Source organism: Gordonia effusa NBRC 100432 (genome assembly GCF_000241305.1).
In the GTDB taxonomy this organism is placed as follows: domain Bacteria; phylum Actinomycetota; class Actinomycetes; order Mycobacteriales; family Mycobacteriaceae; genus Gordonia; species Gordonia effusa.
In genome coordinates this window covers 24,882-44,336 of record NZ_BAEH01000036.1, presented here as the reverse complement: position 1 = coordinate 44,336, position 19,455 = coordinate 24,882, and the positions used below count along the sequence as shown (strand labels likewise).

At 62.5% G+C, this 19,455-nt stretch carries 17 protein-coding genes; 6 read left to right on the top strand and 11 right to left on the bottom strand.

Annotated features, from left to right (window positions below; translation table 11 throughout):
• Position 1: 1 nt before the first annotated feature.
• On the top strand, positions 2 to 4,669 hold the full coding sequence (gene nbtC, locus GOEFS_RS05695) for a nocobactin polyketide synthase NbtC (RefSeq protein ID WP_007316940.1): 4,668 nt from the start codon (positions 2 to 4) through the stop codon (positions 4,667 to 4,669).
• 121 nt (positions 4,670 to 4,790) lie between these two features.
• Positions 4,791 to 5,855, top strand: coding sequence for an alpha/beta fold hydrolase (locus GOEFS_RS05690; RefSeq protein ID WP_040524575.1), 1,065 nt, complete (start codon positions 4,791 to 4,793; stop codon positions 5,853 to 5,855).
• A gap of 168 nt (positions 5,856 to 6,023) precedes the next feature.
• On the opposite strand, the gene GOEFS_RS05685 is transcribed toward GOEFS_RS05690, so the two are convergent.
• From GOEFS_RS05685 to GOEFS_RS05665, 5 genes are read right to left on the bottom strand one after another with little or no spacing between them, the layout of a single operon-like run.
• Positions 6,024 to 6,818, bottom strand: coding sequence for an exodeoxyribonuclease III (locus GOEFS_RS05685; RefSeq protein ID WP_007316938.1), 795 nt, complete (start codon positions 6,816 to 6,818; stop codon positions 6,024 to 6,026).
• 4 nt (positions 6,819 to 6,822) lie between these two features.
• Complete coding sequence (locus GOEFS_RS05680; protein WP_007316937.1) at positions 6,823 to 7,287, bottom strand: barstar family protein; 465 nt, start codon at positions 7,285 to 7,287, stop codon at positions 6,823 to 6,825.
• Positions 7,284 to 7,751 (bottom strand): guanyl-specific ribonuclease, encoded by a 468-nt coding sequence (locus GOEFS_RS05675; RefSeq protein ID WP_040524553.1) that lies wholly within the window; start codon positions 7,749 to 7,751, stop codon positions 7,284 to 7,286. The genes GOEFS_RS05680 and GOEFS_RS05675 overlap by 4 nt, the downstream gene beginning before the upstream one ends.
• Positions 7,751 to 8,380 (bottom strand): GNAT family N-acetyltransferase, cg3035/Rv0428c family, encoded by a 630-nt coding sequence (locus GOEFS_RS05670; protein WP_007316934.1) that lies wholly within the window; start codon positions 8,378 to 8,380, stop codon positions 7,751 to 7,753. Before GOEFS_RS05670 ends, GOEFS_RS05675 begins: the two co-directional genes overlap by 1 nt.
• Entirely contained in the window at positions 8,373 to 8,975 is a 603-nt protein-coding gene (locus tag GOEFS_RS05665; RefSeq protein WP_007316933.1) for a peptide deformylase, read from the bottom strand. The genes GOEFS_RS05670 and GOEFS_RS05665 overlap by 8 nt, the downstream gene beginning before the upstream one ends.
• A gap of 1,209 nt (positions 8,976 to 10,184) precedes the next feature.
• Here GOEFS_RS05665 and napA point away from each other — a divergent pair.
• From napA to GOEFS_RS05645, 4 genes are read left to right on the top strand one after another with little or no spacing between them, the layout of a single operon-like run.
• Positions 10,185 to 10,541: a nucleoid-associated protein NapA gene (gene napA, locus GOEFS_RS05660; RefSeq protein WP_007316931.1), complete on the top strand. Its 357-nt coding sequence runs from the start codon at positions 10,185 to 10,187 to the stop codon at positions 10,539 to 10,541.
• A 50-nt stretch (positions 10,542 to 10,591) separates the two neighbouring features.
• A complete protein-coding gene (locus GOEFS_RS05655) occupies positions 10,592 to 11,089 on the top strand; it encodes a LytR C-terminal domain-containing protein (protein WP_040524552.1) in 498 nt (165 codons plus the stop codon).
• Positions 11,090 to 11,110: 21 nt separating this feature from the next.
• Positions 11,111 to 11,791 (top strand): superoxide dismutase family protein, encoded by a 681-nt coding sequence (locus tag GOEFS_RS05650; RefSeq protein ID WP_007316929.1) that lies wholly within the window; start codon positions 11,111 to 11,113, stop codon positions 11,789 to 11,791.
• Positions 11,792 to 11,807: 16 nt separating this feature from the next.
• Positions 11,808 to 12,953 (top strand): glutamate--cysteine ligase, encoded by a 1,146-nt coding sequence (locus GOEFS_RS05645; protein ID WP_007316928.1) that lies wholly within the window; start codon positions 11,808 to 11,810, stop codon positions 12,951 to 12,953.
• Between the two features lie 76 nt (positions 12,954 to 13,029).
• Here the strand turns inward: GOEFS_RS05645 and mnhG are convergent, their stop codons facing one another.
• Genes mnhG through GOEFS_RS05615 form a run of 6 tightly spaced genes read right to left on the bottom strand, consistent with a single transcriptional unit; the run spans position 13,030 to position 19,399 of the window.
• A complete protein-coding gene (gene mnhG, locus GOEFS_RS05640) occupies positions 13,030 to 13,368 on the bottom strand; it encodes a monovalent cation/H(+) antiporter subunit G (protein ID WP_007316927.1) in 339 nt (112 codons plus the stop codon).
• Complete coding sequence (locus GOEFS_RS05635) at positions 13,365 to 13,628, bottom strand: monovalent cation/H+ antiporter complex subunit F (protein ID WP_040524573.1); 264 nt, start codon at positions 13,626 to 13,628, stop codon at positions 13,365 to 13,367. Before GOEFS_RS05635 ends, mnhG begins: the two co-directional genes overlap by 4 nt.
• Positions 13,629 to 13,636: 8 nt before the next feature.
• Positions 13,637 to 14,311: a Na+/H+ antiporter subunit E gene (locus tag GOEFS_RS05630; protein ID WP_007316925.1), complete on the bottom strand. Its 675-nt coding sequence runs from the start codon at positions 14,309 to 14,311 to the stop codon at positions 13,637 to 13,639.
• The gene (locus GOEFS_RS05625; protein WP_007316924.1) at positions 14,311 to 15,945 is read right to left on the bottom strand and encodes a Na+/H+ antiporter subunit D; all 1,635 of its coding nucleotides are present in this window, start codon (positions 15,943 to 15,945) and stop codon (positions 14,311 to 14,313) included. The genes GOEFS_RS05630 and GOEFS_RS05625 overlap by 1 nt, the downstream gene beginning before the upstream one ends.
• Positions 15,942 to 16,532: a Na(+)/H(+) antiporter subunit C gene (locus tag GOEFS_RS05620; RefSeq protein WP_007316923.1), complete on the bottom strand. Its 591-nt coding sequence runs from the start codon at positions 16,530 to 16,532 to the stop codon at positions 15,942 to 15,944. The genes GOEFS_RS05625 and GOEFS_RS05620 overlap by 4 nt, the downstream gene beginning before the upstream one ends.
• Positions 16,529 to 19,399, bottom strand: a complete 2,871-nt coding sequence (locus GOEFS_RS05615) for a Na+/H+ antiporter subunit A (RefSeq protein WP_007316922.1) — start codon at positions 19,397 to 19,399, stop codon at positions 16,529 to 16,531. The genes GOEFS_RS05620 and GOEFS_RS05615 overlap by 4 nt, the downstream gene beginning before the upstream one ends.
• Positions 19,400 to 19,455: the final 56 nt, after the last annotated feature.

The following is a 19,455-nucleotide window of genomic DNA, read 5'->3' as shown; positions in this document are numbered from 1 at the left end:
CATGCCAACCTATCGACTGCCCGACGGTTCTGTCCCGGTTCTGCTGTCCGCCGAAAGTCCGGATCTGCTACGCGCCGAAGGTGCGGCGATCGCGGAATACCTTGGTGCACAACCGTCTGTCTCGTGTGACGAGATCGCCACGATGCTGCTGCGCACCCGTACCGTGCGCAGGTACCGGGCGTTGGCAATGGTGTCTGATCGTGCGACGTTGGACGCCGCTGTCACCGCGATCGCGGCGGGTGAAGCGCACCCGTGCGTCGTCACTAACGACAAGCCGGCTATCGCGCGGCGGACCGCTTGGATATTCCCCGGGCAGGGGGGACAACGTCGGGGAATGGGCAAACTTTTCTACGAAGGGGTGCCCGCGTTTCGTGCCGAAGTTGACCTTTGCCACGACGCGTTTGTTGACGCGTTCGGCGAATCGCCGCGTGACTATGTCATCGCTGATGATGTTGATTCCGATGAGCCGGCGCGAGTAGTACAACCAGCTCTGTTTATGCAGATGGCCGGGCTGGCGGCAACGTGGCGGTCGGTTGGGGTGGAGCCGAGTGTCGTTGTGGGACATAGCCAGGGCGAGATTGCGGCCGCTTATGTCTCCGGCACGATGACGTTGCCGGACGCGGTGATGATGGTGGGAACGCGAGCTCGCGTGGTCGAGCCGATTGCCTCTGACAAATATGCGATGGGTGTGATCGACGCGGATCGAGACGAAGCCGAAGCGCTGCTGGCCCGCTACTCAGGCTGGGCGCAGATCTCGGTGGTGAATTCGCCTCGGATGGTTGGTATTTCGGGTGAACGACAGACTGTGACCGAGATCGTCGAACAATTCACCGCGCGTGGCCGATTCGGTCGAGTCATCGGCGTCCAGTATCCCGCGCATACAAATCTGGTGAGCCAGTTCAAAGACGTCATCTTCGATACCGCGCGAACTAAACTCACCGCTGATCAGTTCACACCGACCGAAATTGACTGTATCGGGGGCACACTCGGCGATTCGATCACCGCTGAGCTTCCCTTCGACGAGTACTGGTTCTGGAATCTTCGCAATGCCGTGCGGTTCGACAAAGCGATCGGCGCGGCCGTAGAGCGTGGTGCTGATACCTTCATCGAATTGGCCGAGCACCCGACTCTCGCGCTTCCGGTACGCGAGACAGTTACCGCAGTCGGCTCGGGCTCCGAGGCCGTCATCGGCACCTCCAATCGTTCGGCGACGGACCTGTCGGTGTTCACTCGCAACCTCGCGAGCGTCATCGTCGGCGACCTGCAGTATTCGTTGACGTCGCTGCGCACCGGGGACATTGACGACCTCGGCCTCCCTCTGCTCGACTTCCCGAATACGGTGATGAACCGTCAGGCGTTGTGGATGCCGTTGGGAGACAAGGCGACACAACCGCGCCGGGTAGTGCCTGTGCAGAGCGCACCAGCGCCGGTGGCGCCCGCCGTACCGACACGGACCGTGCGATCGGCGCAACATGTCGTCGAAGAATGGGTCCGACTGTCTCGTCGAAAGACGGTCGCGCCGCGCACCATCGGCATCGTCGATTACACCGGCAACCAGGCCGATCTTGCCGCCTCGGTGATCGAGCAGGCCGAAGCGTACGGCGCGACAGCCCGGATGATCGACGTCGCGGCGGCGGGCGAAAACGGAGCCATCGATACAGCCGTGATCCTGGTGCCGCAGTCCGCAACCGCTCAGCGCGGCATCGAAGATTTGGTGCGTGACGCGATTGGCCAAACCGCGGAATTCTTCGCTAGTCGTGACTGGTGGTCGAAGCCAGAGGCGGTCGGCGACTACTGGCTGATCACCACCGGTGGCGAGAATGTTCTCGACGCGGATGCCGCACCTGACCTGGCGCAGGCCGCGATCGCGGCCGGATTCCGTTGCGCTGGAGCGGAATACCCGGATATTTCGTTCCGCCATATCGACTTGCCGTCCAACGTCGACCCGGCTGCGATCGCGAAACTCGTCACAGCTCTACACACGGCGACCGAGCCGGAACTGGCATTGCGCGGCAAAGATCTGTACGCCAAACGGCTTGTGGCGGCAGAAGTTTCCCAACGCAGGGCCGATGTTCCTTCGTATGATCATGTATTGGTCATCGGCGGAACCGGCGACGTCGGGCTGGCCTACTGCGAGTACCACGCCCGGCGCGGAACACGCCGGATCACCCTGGTGAATCGGTCTGGCGAGACCGCTCCGATCACCGAGGCGTTGGCTGCTATCCGCGAGGCGAGTACCTGCGATGTCTCTGTAATAGCCAGTGACATCACCGACGCCGAGTCGGTGGTCGATCTAGGCCGCGAATTGGCTAGCCATCCAGTAGATCTCGTCGTGCACGCCGCGGCAGACCTGATGGGCATCCGGTCAATTGAACTGACCGAGGTAACAGCGGGGCATGTCGAGGGATTGATGGGCGCGAAGGTCAGCGGCCTTGTCAGCGCGCTGAACTCGGTCACGCTCTCTGACCGGGCCGAGGTAATTCTGTGTTCGTCCTTCGCGGCGACCATCGGCGGTCGCGGGACGCTGGTCTACGCGGCGGCCAATCGGATGCTCGACGCCCTTGCGATCCGATTGCGCGCCGACGGGGTGGCGTGCGTATCTGTGCAGTGGGGACTGTGGGCAGCCCATGACGGTGCTGGCGCATCAGACCGGCGGGGCCTGGAGGCGATCGGTTACCTGCCGATGTCGGCCGACGATGCGATCGACGTCGCGCAGTCGGTGCCGACCGGCAGCAACGCCGTTGTCGTTGGGTTTGATTGGGAACGTGCGCGCGCGGTGCTGAGTGGTTTCGGGTACGGGCCACTGCTCTCGAAACTGTCGAGCAATGCGGTGGCGCCGAAGCCGGCAGTCGAGCCGATTGCCGCGCCAGCGTCAGCCCCGGCAGTGGCGCCCGCCCCACCATCGATCGGCGCTAACACCGCTGATCGGGTGTTGGCGATGGTCGGTCAGGTGATTGGTGTGGTTGATGTGGCGAGTATTGATACTGCGCGGCCGTTGGTGGCGTTGGGCTTGGATTCGTTGCAGGCGTTGGAGTTACGGCGTCAGGTGTCGGTGGAGTTTGGGTTTGAGTTGCCGGTCGCGGAGTTGGTCAGCGGGGCATCGCTCGACGATGTGATCCGGTTGATTGGCGACCGGCCGTCGGTAACCGCGACCGCGACCATGCCGACACCGACACCCGCGCCGACGCCATCAGCGGTGGTCGCGCCGGTCTCGTCGGGTGGTGTGGATGTCGCTGATCGGGTGTTGGCGATGGTCGGTCAGGTGATCGGTGTGGTTGATGTGGCGAGTATTGATACTGCGCGGCCGTTGGTGGCGTTGGGGCTGGATTCGTTGCAGGCGTTGGAGTTACGGCGTCAGGTGTCGGTGGAGTTTGGGTTTGAGTTGCCGGTCGCGGAGTTGGTCAGCGGGGCATCACTCGACGATGTGATCGGGATGATTGGCGACCGCCCGTCCGTTGGCAGTATCGGAGATGCGAAAGCTGCTGTACCGCAGGCTAATACACCAACAGCGTCCGTTGTCGTCTCTGCGGCACCGGTTGATTCTCCGGCCGGTGAACTGATCGACCGGGTGGGTGCCGTCGCGGAGGGAGTGATCGACGGGCCACTTGACAGTGATCGAATGCGTTCGGCCCGAACGGATATCAACTTGTTCGGTCTCAGCGCGATGATGCGCTCGCTGTACCCCGCCTTCGCTGACGGTCTGGCGCATACCGAGGAAGAGATCGCGGCAGCCATCGAATTCGCGCCGCGACACCAATGGTTGTTACGGCAGTGGCTAGTTGAACTGGGGCGTAACGGCATCGTCGACTATGACGAGCGAACGCGACAGTACCGCTACGTCGCACCCGTTCCGACGCCGTCGCGCGCCGACCTGGGTGAGGTGTGCCGAGAATTGGGCTATCGACCGGAAATGGCGGCCTTCCTCGGTGGATCAAACGAGCACCTGACCGAGCTTGTCCAGGATCGTAAACAGTTGCAGGAGATCCTTTTTGCCGATGGCGGGACGGCCGCGGCTGATGCGGCGTACCGCGACAATTTGATCAGCAGCTACCTCAACCGCGGTGCGCGGGCGGCCGTCGCCGACCTGGTCGGCACGTTGCAACAGCAACGTCGGCCGGTGCGGATCATGGAACTTGGCGCCGGCGTCGGTGGAACGACGAATGACGTAGCCGCGGGTCTGGTCGGCCTGCCCGTCGACTACTTCTTCACTGACCTCTCGGATTTCTTCCTGGCCTCGGCCCGGAAGCATTTCGCCGACTATCCGTGGATGCGGTTCGGCATTGTCGACATGAACGTGGATCTGGGTACCGAGCGCTACGACATCATTATTGGGTCCAATGTGCTGCACAATGCTCTGCACATCGGCGATCTGTTGACCAAGTTGCGTGATCGGCTGAATCCGGGCGGCGCGTTGGTGGTGATCGAATCGGTCCACGCACACGCACAGATGTTGACGTCGGTGCATCTGCTGATGTCGCCCCGTGCGGGACAACCGCAAGCCGGTGTCACCGACGTGCGTGCGGGGACCGACCGGATTTTCCTCACCGAAGACGAATGGGTTGACGGATTCCGCGCGGCCGGGTTGACGCCCGCCGTCGTGTTGCCGCGCCAGGAACATCCGCTCGAAATGCTGGATCAGCGGGTGTTCGTAGCCATCCGCGACGAGTAGGTGACGGCCCGATTGGCCACTCGGCATGGTCTCAGTCGATAATGGCATCGACGATATCGACCTAGAGAGACGGCACATGTCACAAGCAACCGCGTCGCGGACCAACGACTCTGACGACCTGATCACGACACTTGGCGTCGGCGCCCGCAATCTGTGGGCGCTGACATTGGGCGACGGAATCGGCCGTTCCGCTGGAACTGATCACACGGTGCTATTCGACGAGAAGCATCGCGTGCTGCGACGGTACGGGAATACCGGTGGCGCACCGGTATTGCTGGTTCCGCCGATCGCCGCGCCAGCGAGTTGCTATGACCTCTCCGACGAATTCTCCCTGGTCAAACACCTGCGTGATGTCGGCCGCACACCCTACGTGGTGGACTTCGGCGAGATTGGCTACGGCGATCGGGGTATGGGATTCGAAGATTTCGTCTTCGATATCATTCCGCAGGCCATTAGCCGAGTCCTGGATGACTCCGACTGCGATCAGGTGGATCTGGTGGCCTGGAGTCTCGGCGGAACGCTGTCGTTGCTGACCGCTGCCGCTGCGGCTCAACGGGGCGAGACGTCGATCCGCTCGATCACCGCGATCGCCACACCGTTGGACTACGACGCACTCCCCGGATACCGGGAGGCCCGCGCGCTGATGCGACCCAATGGCGGCAAGGCGCCGCTGCTGCCGCTGCGTCTGTTGGGCGGCATTCCCGCACCGGTTGTTCAGGTGGCCTACCGGGCGACGTCGTGGCAGCGCGAACTGCGTAAGCCGCTGTTCATCCTGCAGAACCTGCGCAACACCCGCACGCTGGAGCGGATGGAAGTCATCAACCGGTTCCAGCGCACATTTCCGGGGTATCCCGGTCGGCTCGTCGAGCAGATGTGGGAAGAGTTCATCTATCGCAACCGGTTGCGGACCGGCGAACTCACCATCGGCGAGGCTGAACTAAACTTCGCCGACATCGACGTGCCGGTCCAATTGTTCGGCAGTCACCGCGACGCTCTGTGCAGTTGGCCTGCCGCGAATCATGGCGTGGGCCTGCTGACGGGTTCACCGCGGGTGGAGTTCGAGACGATTGAGTCGTCGCATCTGGGTTTGCTCGCCGGACCGGACGCCGTCGCGAGTACGTGGCCGGTCATCGACGAGTTCTTGGGCTCGATCGATGAGTCGGTCGGTTCTCGCGGGTCAGCGTAGGGTTTGCTTGCGCCGGGGTCTCGATACACCCGGCTCGGCTAACGCCTCGCCGGGCACTCGACCAGCGGGTTGTGGCCTACTTGCCCGGCGGGTCGTCGGGCACTCGACCAGCGGGTTGTGGCTTACTCGACTATCGGGTCGCGGGCCACTCGACCAGCGAGTTATGGCCTAACCAATGCCGATCTCGAACACTACCGGGGCGTGGTCACTCGCACCCTTGAGCTTTCGGGTATCGCGGTCCACCCAGGCATTGGTGATCCGATCGTCGAGGGCGGGGGAGCACATCGCGTAGTCGATGCGCATGCCCTCTTTGCGGGCGAACCGTAGCTGGGTGTAATCCCAAAATGTGTACGCGTCACCCGCGAACGGTGCGGCGGAGTCGACAAAGCCGGTATCGGTGAACTCGCGCAATGCATTTCGTTCGGCGTCGGTGACATGTGTCTTACCCTTGAAGTACTCGGGGTCCCACACGTCGTTGTCGGTCGGTGCGATATTCCAGTCGCCGGCCAGCATGATTTGAGCGGCCGGGTCATGCACCTTCCACAGGGACGAGATATCCCGAAGTGCGGTAAGCCATTTGAGTTTGTAGAGGTAATGCGGGTCGTCGACGGCGCGACCGTTGGGCACGTACAGGCTCCAGACTCGAATTCCACCGCAGCGCGCGGAGATAGCGCGAGCTTCCAACTCGCCCTTGGCATCGTCGGGAAACCTTGGCTGCCCGGGGAAGGACGTCTCGATATCTTCGAGGACCGTTCGCGAGGCCAATGCGACGCCGTTGCGACCACCGCTGCCGACGTAGGCGACATCGTATCCGGCTACCGCGAAGCTCATCGACGGGAATTCGCCGTTGTCGCACTTGGTTTCCTGCATCGCAAGGACGTCGATATCGTTCTTGGTCAGCCACTCGACGACGAGTTCGGATCGGGCCCGAATCGAATTCACATTCCAGGTCGCAATACGCACTTCGCTATTCCCCCAACAAGATTGGCGTGACGTCGACGTTCTGCCACCGACGCCGCACGGCAGCTAGATCAGTCGCGGGCACGGTCAGCACCACCGCGAATGTGGCGGCGGGACTCGCGCGGCGATAGTGCTCGGCGTAGAAGGCCAGCGAGTTGGCAAACCAGCGGAGCTGACGTGGCTCGTCGATCAGAAGCTTTTGCGCACTTCGGATTTCGGTCACCAACTCAGAGCCGCTTAGGTCGCGCATGCAGTCGTCGAACGCATCCTTGTTTGCCCCGAAATAGTCGGGGAATTCCCATGCCCGCGCGAACTCGGAATAGACCCCCGCCAGGCCGGGCATCGCAGCGCCGTCGACGTGGCGCGGGGCGACCGACAAAGCGGCGGCGTTGCTATCGCTACGCAGCGCGACGACATCGTCGCTGCGTTGAGCATTCGCCAGGAATTCCGCGAAAGTGGCAGTGCGACTCACGAATTGGGCCCTCGGATCTTAATGAAGGTGCGGTAATGATCAAGGCTGTACCACGCGCTGCCGTCGGCTGCGGTGATGATTCGTTCCGCGTCGCGACCGCGGTTGGGTGCCTTGGCGTTGACATCCCATTCTTGGTAGCGCATCGCCTTGCCTGACGCAGCTTTACGGGGGAGGCGGCCTTCGTTATTTCGGAAGGTCCGACCGCCCTGAGTGCCCGGAGCATTCGCCGCTTCGGGCCAGCGGCCGGCGTCGATGAGCGCCAGGGTAGCGCTGACGCGAGCCGGCACTTTGCTGCTGGTGGCTTTCGTCGAACTGGTGCCGACGGTCGACGAAGACGTGGTGCTCTCGGAGCGATTGGTGACTAACCAGATCGCGCCAACCACGACGACGATAATCACGACCGCGATCGCCGACGCGATCGACTTACGGCGCGCACGTGTTTGAGGTGAGGAATCCGCTGACATCACGCATCACCGTACGTGCCGGGTTGTAGATGGCGCATCACGTGGTGCAGTCGATAGCCCGACGACCTAAAATCCTCGCCGCGCGGCCGATCGGTGGCGTCAACGACGATCGCGTCGGAGGAGTCATCGGGCTTCACCAACACGTGGAGTAGTGGGCCGACGGGTGTGCCGGCAAGGTGTGCGTCGGGGATCAATCGTTCGGGCAGCGCCAGGATCGGGGGCAGTCCACGCTCGGTGTACCACTGCGAGATCGCCGACAACGAGGAGCCGTCGGCGCGCGCCTCGACGTCGACGGGCACCGCCGAATTATCAAGCGGCGCAGCCGCTTCCGCGCGCAGAAGCCACCCCGAATGAAGGTCGACATGAGCAGGTACCGCTCGTGCGAGCTTCTGTGCCACCGCGCGGATCTCTGAATTACGGACGGTGGCGTAGGACAGTAGTCGCACCGAGATCACATCGGTGCGTCTGATCGAGATGTGTTCACCGCGCTCCTTGGGGCCGGTGCCCTCGACGATCAACGGATCGTTGGTGTCGCGTACCAGGCCCGTCACGTCGGTGAGTCGTCGATCATCGACGCGATACCGGACGACGATGCGGTCGCCGAGGTACAGGACGGAAGGGTCAGTCATCCCAACCGAAGGGATCGGAAACGTCACCCGGAGTCCAGGTGAGCCCTGGCTGTCCCCAGCCGTGCTTTTTGATTGCCTTCTTCGCGGCACGGGCGTTGCGGCCGACTAGGACATCGACGTAGAGAAAGCCGTCCAGATGGCCGGTCTCGTGCTGCAGCATCCGCGCGAAGAATCCGGTGCCTTCGACGACTACCTCGTCTCCGTTGCGGTCGACGCCGGTGACGCGCGCCCAGTCGGCGCGTCCGGTAGGGAATTGCTCGCCGGGCACCGACAGGCAACCTTCGTCGTTATCGTCGGGATCGGGCATCGTCTCGGGGATCTCGGAAGTCTCCAACACCGGGTTGATGACCTCCCCGCGCTGGCGCTCAGACGCCCGCGAATCGCCAGCCGGGCAGTCGTAGACAAACATCCGCTTGCCGACACCTACCTGATTGGCGGCCAAGCCAACACCGTTCGCCTTGTCCATCGTCTCGTACATGTCGTCGAGCAACGTGACATCCGACGCCGACGGCTTACCGGTCGCGTCGAGGGTGACGGGTTCGGTCGGCCGGTGCAGGACGGGTTCGCCGACAATGCAGATCGGGAGAATAGCCATGGTCAGAAAGATTACGCTGTGGCGTCCGACTACTTTGACGTCGGCGGTAGCACAGGAGGCATCCCTTCGCTCGACGGCTTCGGTATTTCGAGCGTTGCTGCGCCGGTATTCAGTAGGCCGCTGACTCGATTGGAACCAGACGCCCACTCGTGGATGCCCGGGTCGATCCATCGGAGCAGGGTAAAGACATCTCTCAGCCGTGCACGCAAAGGATGACGCCGGTCGGGTGGCAGAGGCGGAGAAATAATGCACTCGTGGTGGGCAACTCGATTTCGGAAGTACGTAAGACGAAAGAGCAACCAACGTACGTCGCCCGGATTCACATCCGGAGGAAAGGCCGTGTGTAGTGCTTCACCCCAAATGCGGAGGCGGTATCCGTTGGTCGTTGGGTCGGCGGCGGCCCCCTCCTTGTAAGGAAAAAGGCCATGCCACTGACCGAATGTCACCTGGGACAGCAAATCTCCCTCAGTCAGTGGTGAACCTGTGCGCTCGTGCCCCGGCGTCGAGTCCCGCACAGTTTTCGCGTCACGGGCCCGACTCATCGCACCCTGCCGTACTGACTCGAACAACTTATCTAGCGGATATGGGAGGGCGGTGTTTGAGGTCAGCCATACATCCTCACCAGTACGCACGCGGCACCACTCCCGCAGTTGCTCGTTAACCGTATTGCGGAAGACCACCTCAGCGACCGACAGCAACTCGAGATAGGCGGCGGCCAGTTGCGTGTTCCAGTGGTAGTAAGCAAGGGTGTTCCGGCCGTGCCCCTGGGCGATTCGCGAGTACGGGGCGACACGCTCGCCACTGATCCTGTCGAGAAGTCGACTGTGCCGGTCATGAGCGGATGACGCTGGTTGCGTGGACGCAACCCGCCGCGTACCGTCGATCACGAAGAGGCCCCCCCAGGGTCAAAGACAGAAAAAGTGTCTTCATGTTTTCACATGAAGGCACTTTTTCATTTCGATTGCGGTCTTCTTCAATCTGATGCGAGCCCGGCTTCGCGGCACCGGAAAGTTTTTCCGGGCGAGTCATCGCGTGTCCCAGTGGGCCGCCGTGGTTAGATATCAACGAACAACATTGCTGTGATTAACCCGAACTGCTCGGACCAGACTTGCCTTTCGGTACGAACACGCCGAAGGAACTCCCAGGTCAGCGGGTCGTGAGCAGCAGTGTGAGAGTAATTTTCACCAAGCGATTCTTTCAGGGAGCGAGATGGACGGCGCAGCAGCGCAGAGTCAGAATCAAGGTGATGCGAGCAAGCATGCGACCAGTGCCGACGCTTCGTCGCATATCGATCCGCACGAGGTTGGCGCGGACGGCCTTTCGCGTCGGGAACGCGACATCCTCGCATTCGAACGCCAGTGGTGGAAGTACGCGGGCGCCAAGGAAGACGCCATCAAGGAACTCTTCAGTCTGTCGGCGACACGCTACTACCAGGTCCTTAACGCACTTGTCGATCGTCCCGAAGCGTTGGCCGCGGACCCGATGCTGGTCAAGCGCCTGCGGCGGTTGCGCGCCTCGCGTCAGAAAGCACGTGCGGCCCGCCGCCTTGGATTCGACATCACCTGAGCCGATTGTGTTGTCCGGCTCACTCGGTGCCGTGAGTTAAAGTTGCCGTGATGAATGCAGATCGCGAACCGAACCGTCTTCCGCTGCGAGCCGGCGCCATGTTGTTACTTGCTCTCGCCGTGGCCTGCATAGGATTGGGCGCGCACAGAGTTGCGACCAGTGGCGACGATCCGGATACGGCATTGAACCAAGTTGCCACCAGCACACCGTCTTCGGCTAGTTCTCAGACGCCTCCTTCGTCGACCTCGGCAGCCACCGACGTGCGACTATGCGTATTCAACGCGGGGTCGGTCAGTGGTTTGGCGCGTGAAGTGACCGATGCGTTGAAAGAAAAGGGATATACGCTCGCGTCGCCGCACAATCTTTCGACGTCGAGTTTCACGGAGAATACGGTCTTCTACGACACCGACGGCGACGCGGGGAACACCAAGTCGGAGGCCGAGAAAGTCGCCAAGGACGTTCCCGGTGGCGCGAGTGTAGAGGAGCGCCCGTCGAGTTTCACCCAGTGCGCCAGTGGTATTCCGGTCGTAATGGTTTCGCGTTCGTAACCCAACCCGCAAGGAGTCGCAGTGAATAGTCGGTCGGCAACATCGAACACGAGGACTGCCCGCACGTGGGCACGGGCGGTAGCGGCTGTCGGCGCGACCGGCGTTGTCGCCGTCGGCCTGGTGGCTTGTAGCAACGGCGAGGAGCCGACCGACGTGCCGGGCACCACTCCCTCGGTCATCACCGGCGACCAGGCGCCTCCCGGCGAGGTAACGGTCCCCGGCGGCTCGTCGGAGAAGGTGGGAGCTGTCGCGAAACTGGTCGACGCCAAGAACAATGAAGTAGGTACGGCGATCTTCACACCCGAGGGTGCCGCGGTGAAAGTCACCGTCGAGGTGACCAAGGGAGTCGCCGCGGGCTTCCACGGCTTGCACCTTCATTCCAATGGCGTATGCGATCCGTCGACGACCGAACCGTTCAGCAGCGCGGGTGGACACCTGCAAGTTGACGGCCATACCGGCCATCCATCGAGCGGAGATCTGGTGTCGCTCAACGTACTTAAGAACGGCACCGGCACCACGATCACCACTACCGATGCGGTGACGTTGAGCCAGATCGTCGGAAAGTCCATCGTGATTCATGAGAAGCCGGACAATTTCGGCAACATCCCGACGCGGTACGCGCCGTCGCCGGATCAGACGACAATGAAGACCGGCGACGCGGGCCCTCGGCTCGCGTGCGGAGTGATCACGGCCAAAGAGTGATCTACGTGAGCTGTGCATGATCATTCCGGTCGAGTTCGTGGGATCGCCGACGCCGACGCTGGGTGTCGAATGGGAGTTCGCGCTGGTCGACAGGGATACTCGTGACCTGTCGAATTCGGCTGCGGCGCTTATTGATGGCGTAGTAGAGCGTGCCGGTGAAGAGATCACCCGCAAACTGCACAAAGAACTGTTACGCAACACCGTCGAACTCGTCAGCGGTGTCTCCACGACCGTTGCCGAAGCGGTCGCCGACGTCGGGGATACGCTCTCGCTGGTGCGCTCGGTTGCCGACGGGCTCGGCGTTGACCTGTACGGGGCCGGAACGCATCCGTTCGCGCAGTGGTCGACGCAGTTACTCACCGAGGGGCATCGATACGCCGAGCTGATCGAGCGGACCCAATGGTGGGGTCGTCAGATGCTTATCTGGGGAGTACACGTACACGTCGGAATCTCCCACCGCGACAAGGTTTTACCGATCGTCTCTGCCTTGCTCAAGTACTACCCGCATCTACTGGCGTTGTCGGCGTCGTCGCCGATGTGGTCGGGTCAAGACACCGCCTACGCCAGTAATCGCGCGATGATGTTCCAGCAGTTGCCGACCGCCGGCTTGCCCTTCCAGTTCACTCAATGGTCGGAATTCGAAGCCTTCGTCGCCGACCAGAAGACGACCGGCATTATCGACCATCTCAACGAAATCCGTTGGGATATAAGGCCATCGCCGCACTTGGGCACAATCGAAGTGCGGATCTGCGACGGAGTGTCGAATACGCGCGAGCTGTCCGCCCTTGTCGCATTGACGCACTGCCTGATCGTCTATCTCGATCGGACGCTAACCGAAGATCGGCGCACTGATCCATCGGCGACGCTGCCGCAGATGGCACCCTGGCTGGTGCAGGAAAACAAGTGGCGCGCAGCGCGATACGGGCTCGATGCGATCGTCATCCAGGATGCGCAGTGCAACGAGCGGTTGGTCACCGACGACTTGGCCGACATCTTGGAGCGGCTAGCGCCAATCGCGCGGGAACTGTTGTGCGTCGACGAACTCGCCGGTGTGGAAGAGATCATTCGCCGGGGCGCGTCGTACCAGCGGCAGCGACAGGCCTACGCACGGAGTGCCGATATGCGCGACGTCGTGAGTTCGATTGTCGCAGAACTGGGTTAGTAAACCCCACTCTGGGCGACAGATCCGACCCCGTTTTGGTGTCGGGATTGTCTGCGCGAGTCGGGTTTGCGACTGACTACGGTTTCGGCGACTCGGACTCCGGTTCCGGTTCTGAATTGGACAGCCCGTCCTGAGCTCGCTGTTCGCGGTAGACCAACCGTCCTATCCGGTGTGCGACCACCGGAGCGGTGATCAACGCGAATAGCCCCGCCAAGATCAGCATGCCGACATCGACGTTGCCCGCCAAGCGAATTGACGCTCCGGCCAGGATGAGCAGCAACCCGAAAGTCTGCGGCTTAGTGGCGGCGTGCATCCGACTGAGGGTGTCTGGGAAGCGCACCAACCCGATCGACGCGGTGAGGGCTACCAGGGCGCCGAGCAGAATCAGCGTCGTGCTGATGATGTCGCCGATCATTGCTGATCATCCCGAACGCGAAAGCGAGCGACGGCCAATGATCCGAGGAAGTTGACCAGCGCGATCGCGACGATGGACGGGACGACGGTGGAGTCCCTGCTGATCGCGGCCCACAACGCGAGGCCGCACATTGTCAATGCGATGAGCACATCGGCCGCGACGAGCCGGTCCAATGTGCTTGGGCCGCGCAAGATCCGGTAGGTGGTCAGTGCTGCCGAGATCAGCAACACCGCGCCCGCGATGGACCACGCCGTCTGCATCACCGAGTTCATGCTCGCTCCTCGTCGTCGATGCCGTGATACGGGCTGGGGTGCCATTCGCTGTCCCGCTCGAATGCCTTGATGAACATTTTCTCCGTGTAGGCGACCTGTCGGTAGAAGGCGCGTACCCGACGTTCACTGCTTACGTCGAAGACGTGGACATATAACAGTCGACGTCGGTGGTCGAGTTCCACCACCATCGTGCCGGGTACGAGGTTGAGATAGTCGATAGCCAGGGTCAGTACCATGTCGGATTTGATGGCCACGCGCACGCGAACGACCGCGCCCAGCGGCGGCTTACCCGGCCGAAGCGCCATCCAGCCGACCTGGAAACTCGACACCGCGAAGTCGTAGAGCAGCCGAATCACCAAGATTGCCAACGACAACGGATGGATACGACCCTCGACCGGTACGCGCGGCAGTGGCAGAAGTGTCACGACCGCGATCGCGAGGACAAGTCCCGCAATAACATTCGCCCACGACACCACACCCCACAGCAGTACCCACACGAAAGTCAGCCACGCCAGCGTCCACAACCGGACGGCGACCTCGCGACTGTCGCTACCGAGCCAGCGCGGCAGCCGAATATGCCCGCGCACCCAGACGAGAGCCGATACCACCGCCCAGAAAATGGACAACAGACTAAGCCGCCACGCGTTGACAACCGCGGACCGGAACGACATCAGTTGCCCCCTTTCGCGGTGCCGTCGAGCGAATTGGGGCCGAGCACCGCGTCGAGATAGACGGTGCGCGAAGTGATGTCGTGGGCTGCGCGTTCGGTGTAGGCGATGATCGGGCCCGCCCAGATGGTCATCGCCAGGCCGACGATGACCATGGCGACCGTCGGCAACACCATCGCCGGTGGCATCCGGCCAACGTCGGCGCGTTCGGCGAATGCCGAGTCGGTGCTTTCATCGACCAACGCCGACGGTCCGGCGTCCGAGAGTTCGCCTTCGGGCGCATCGGCGCGGGGCCGCCAGAAGCCTTTAGTCCACACACGTGCGACCACATAGAGCGTCAACAGGCTGGTCACCAGTGAGCCGGCAACCAGCAACCAGGCCAGGACAGACCCGTCTTGTGCGCCCGCCTCCAGTAACGCGACCTTGCCGATAAACCCGGAAAATGGCGGAATACCACCGAGATTCAAACCGGGTATCAAATACAACACCGCGAGTAGCGGGCTCGCGATCAGGCCACCGAGGCGGCGCAGCGACGCTGATCCGGCTTGGCGTTCGATGAGGCCGACCACTAAGAAGAGTGTCGTTTGCACCAGAATGTGGTGTGCCACATAGTAAATCGCCGCGGACAACCCGAACTCCGACGATAACGCGATGCCGAAGATCATATAGCCGATGTGGCTGACCAGGGTGAACGAGAGTAGACGTTTGATGTCGGACTGTGCGATGGCACCCGCGATGCCGACGAGCATCGTCAGCAATCCGGCGACGAGCAGAATCGTGTCCATCGATCCGCCGGGGAACAGCAATGTGTGCGTGCGGATGATCGCGTACACGCCGACTTTGGTCAGCAAGCCGGCGAACACCGCGGTGACCGGTGCGGGAGCGGTGGGGTAGGAGTCCGGTAGCCACGTCGACAGCGGGAAGACGGCTGCCTTGATGCCGAAGGCGACGAGTAGCACCGCGTAGAGGGCATTGCGTGTTCCCGACGGAACGTCGTCGAGTCGGATCGCCATCTCGGCGAGGTTCAGCGTGCCGGTGGTGGCATAGGCGAATGCGATGCCAACCAGGAAGATCAGTGACGAGACCATCGAGACGATCACGTACGAGGCTCCGGCGCGAACCCGGTCGCCGCTGGCACCCAGCGTCAGCAGGACGAAACTTGCCGCCAGCAGCACCTCGAAGGAGACGAATAGGTTGAACAAATCGCCGGCGAGGAAGGCGTTACAGACTCCGGCGCACAGGATCAGGTACGTCGGCAGGAAGATCGACACCGGCTGCTGCGTGGTGCCGTCGCGGATACCCTGGCCGATGGCGTAGATGACCACGAACAGCAGCACCGTCGTCGACACCACCAGCATCAGCGCCGACAACTGATCGACGACCAGCGTGATACCCAGCGGTCCGTTCGGAAATCCCTTCTCGCCCCAGCCGCCGATGTGGACGGCATAGGTGCCGTTCTCATTCGTCAGATACAGCATCAGACTTGATGCGATCAGCGCGACCGTGATCGCGGCGACGGTTACGGCCCGCTGGAAGCGGGGGTGGCGACCCTGCAGCAGAGTCAACGCGGCCGCGCCGAGAGGTACCAGGGTTGGCAAGACGATCAGCGTGGTGATCCACGAACTGTGGGGGGTCATTCGCGAGCCTCCCCCGCCGACTCGGACTCGGTCGTGTCATCGAGGCAGAGTTCGTCGACGATGTCGGCGACCTCCTCCGGCATGAGGTCGGTTTCGATGACCTTGCGGGCCACGAATTCCTCTGCGGTGAGCGGATTTCCGTCGTCGTCGAAGTAGTCACCCGCGGCGGTATCGGCGCCGGTGATCGGATCGTCACTGCGGTCGCGGTCGGGAGCGGTGTGGATTGAGCTAGTCAGAATCTTGACGTCCTCAGTGTCGTCTTCGACGTCGTCGTCATCTCGATTGAGGACGAAGAGCCGGTAGACCAGCGCCAGCACGAAAGCGGCGACGCCCATCGTCAACACGATCGCGGTGAGCACCATCGCCTGCGCGAGTGGGTCGGCGTCCTGGGAACGGTCGGCGGCGGTCTGACCTTTGATCGGCGGATTACCCATGCCGCCGGTGATGACGATGATGAGCATATTGATGCCATTGCCCGCGAGGATCAGGCCGAGCAGCATGCGGACCAGCGAGCGTTCCATCAGCAGGTAGGCGCCAGCGGCACCGAGAATTCCGGCGGCGACGAGGAGACCGAGATTGACGCTCATGCGCTCACCGCCCGTGAGCCGCTGATCTGCTGAGTCTCGACGTCCAGGCGGGCACCGAGACTGCGCAGAATGTCGAGAACCAGGCCGACCACGATCAGGTATATGCCGAGGTCGAAGAACAGTGCGGTGACGATCTTGATATCGCCGAGCACCGGCAGCGAGAAACTGACCATCGCCGACGACAATGCCGGTGCACCGACGAGAAGCGACGCGATAGCGGTGCCCGCCGAGACGGCCAGGCCCGCGCCCAGGATCTTGCCCGGTTCGACCGGCAACGCCTCGCCGAGTTCATACCGCCCACCCGCGAGATAGCGCAGCACCAGCGCCAGACCCATCGTGAGTCCGCCGGCGAAACCGCCGCCGGGTGCGTTGTGTCCGGCGTAGAAGAAGTAGACCGACAGTACGACCATCGTCGGGAAGATGAGGCGGGTAGTGGCTTCCAACACCATCGAACGATGCCGAGGGTCGCGCAGGTCGCTTCCCTTGAGCCAGGTGGTGCGATCGGGTGGGATTGGATCGTCGTCGATGTCGGACATCGCCATTGCGTCGGCGACTCGGGGTGCGGCCCCAAAACGCCTGTTGCGGAACACCATTGACGCGACACCGGTTGCCGCGACGATGAGGACGGATACTTCGCCGAGGGTGTCCCAGGCGCGGATATCGACCAAAATGACGTTCACCGCGTTGGCGCCGTGGCCGAAAGTGTATGCGGCACCGGGGAGATCGACTTGAACCGGCGTGGTGTCGCGGGCCGCGGCGGCGAATAGACCGATTCCGACGAGGGTCGCGCCGAAAGCCAGTGCGAGCGCCGCACGTAACGGTCGAAAGCCGGTGGAATGCCGGGGTTCTGGTTCCGCGGGCAGCTTTCGCAGCACCAACACAAAGATCACCAGGGTGAGTGTTTCCACCAGGAATTGGGTGAGGGCGAGGTCGGGTGCGCCGTAGAGCGCGAACAGAGCGGCGCAGCCGTAACCGGTGACGCTGACGACGATCACCGCGGCCAACCGGTTACGCAGCAGCGTGGCCGTTACGCCGGCGGTGACGATGACAGCGGCGATCACGATTTGCGCGGCGTTCTCGAAACCCTTGATAGACAGGGTGTTTCGGCTTCCGGTGAAGAGCATTGCTACCGGCAGCGCGATGGTGGTCAGCAGAATGACGCCGACGGTAATCGGGAGGGACCCGCGTTGGGTGTTACGGGTCAGTGTTAGCGAAGCGATGTCGGCGCCACGCAACACGGCGTCGTAGATGCGGTCGGCATTGACCAGCGGGCGATGCACGAAGAGGTGGTCACGTTGCGCTCGCACGACGAGGAAGACCAACACGCCGCCGACGATCGCGACGAGTGAGAACACCACTGGCAGACCAAACCCGTGCCACATCGCCAGATGCTCGATCTCGTGGCCGTAGGTGGGCAGCGAATGCGCGTACGGCTCGAAGAGATCACCCAGGAGTGGGCTGAGGAATCCGGCGACAACACCCAACAGTGCCAACAGGATTGGAGCGAATAGGAACATCCGGTTCGGCGGATGCATGTCGCGTACCGCCGATGTAGGAGACTTGCGGACCTTGCGGCCGAAGGCGCCCCACAGGAAACGCGTCGCGTAGGCGAAGGTGAGAATCGACCCCGCGAGGAGCGTGAAGTCGACGACCTTGTCCTGCCAGTCCGATAACGCCCCACTGGTCCACACCGAGCCGAAAGCGGTTTCCTTGCCGACGAATCCGATGGTGAACGGCAGCCCGCCCATGCTGGCGGCGGCTATGGCAGCGGTCAGTGCGAGTACCGGAAGTCGCTCACCCAACCGGGCAAGGCGTCGAAGATCACGCGTGCCGGTGGCGTGGTCGATGATGCCGACCACCATGAACAGACATGCCTTGAACAGCGCGTGTGCGACCAGCATGGTCAAACCCGCCATCGCGACATTCGCATCGCCGATACCGACCAGCACGGTCAAGAAGCCGAGTTGGGAGACCGTGCCGAAAGCCAGGATCAGTTTGAGGTCGAGTTCGCGCAGGGACCGCCAGCCACCCAGGATCATGGTGACCAGGCCCAGGGTGATGACCACCGCATGCCAACTGACCGTCGTCGCGAATGCCGGCGCCAGGCGGGCGACCAGGTAGATACCGGCCTTCACCATTGCCGCGGCGTGCAGGTAAGCGCTCACCGGAGTGGGCGCGGCCATCGCGCCGGGCAGCCAGAAGTGGAACGGGACGATAGCCGATTTGCTCAGTGCGCCAATGAGTATCAGGACAACCGCGGTGTCGATCAACGTCGACGACGCGGGAGGATTCGCCAGGATGTCCGACAGCAGATAACTGCCGGCCCGCTCGCCGAGCATGATGATGCCGCCGAGCATGGCGAGTCCGCCCAGGGTGGTCACCAGCAGGGCTTGGGTAGCCGCGCGACGCGACGTCGCGCGCATGGCGTAGAAGCCGACGAGCATGAAGGACAGCACCGTCGTGGCTTCCCAGAAGACGTACAGCACCAGCATGTTGTCGGAGACCACGAGCCCGAACATCGCGGCGGCAAAAGCGATCATCTCGCCGCCGAAGGTCGCGACGCGCGGTCGCACCTCGTCGAAATAGTTGGCGCAGTAACACAATACGAGCGCGCCGATGCCGAGGATGAGTATCGACATGATCGCGGCGAGAGTGTCCATCCGCAGCACGATCGACATGTGCAGCCCCGGAACCCACTCGAGCGTTTCGGTATACGGCGAGCCGGCGGTCGGCCAGTTCAAGACAAGCCAGAGCAACGCCGCGGCCGGTGCGAGGGCCAGGACGTAGAACCCGCGCGTACCCAGTCGCATGATGATCATTGGTGCTAGAAGCGCGCACACGCATAGCGCGACCAGCACTGAAATCACGGGCACTCCGATACGGTTGAGTCGGCCACTGTCGACGACGGGGTGTCACGGGAAGT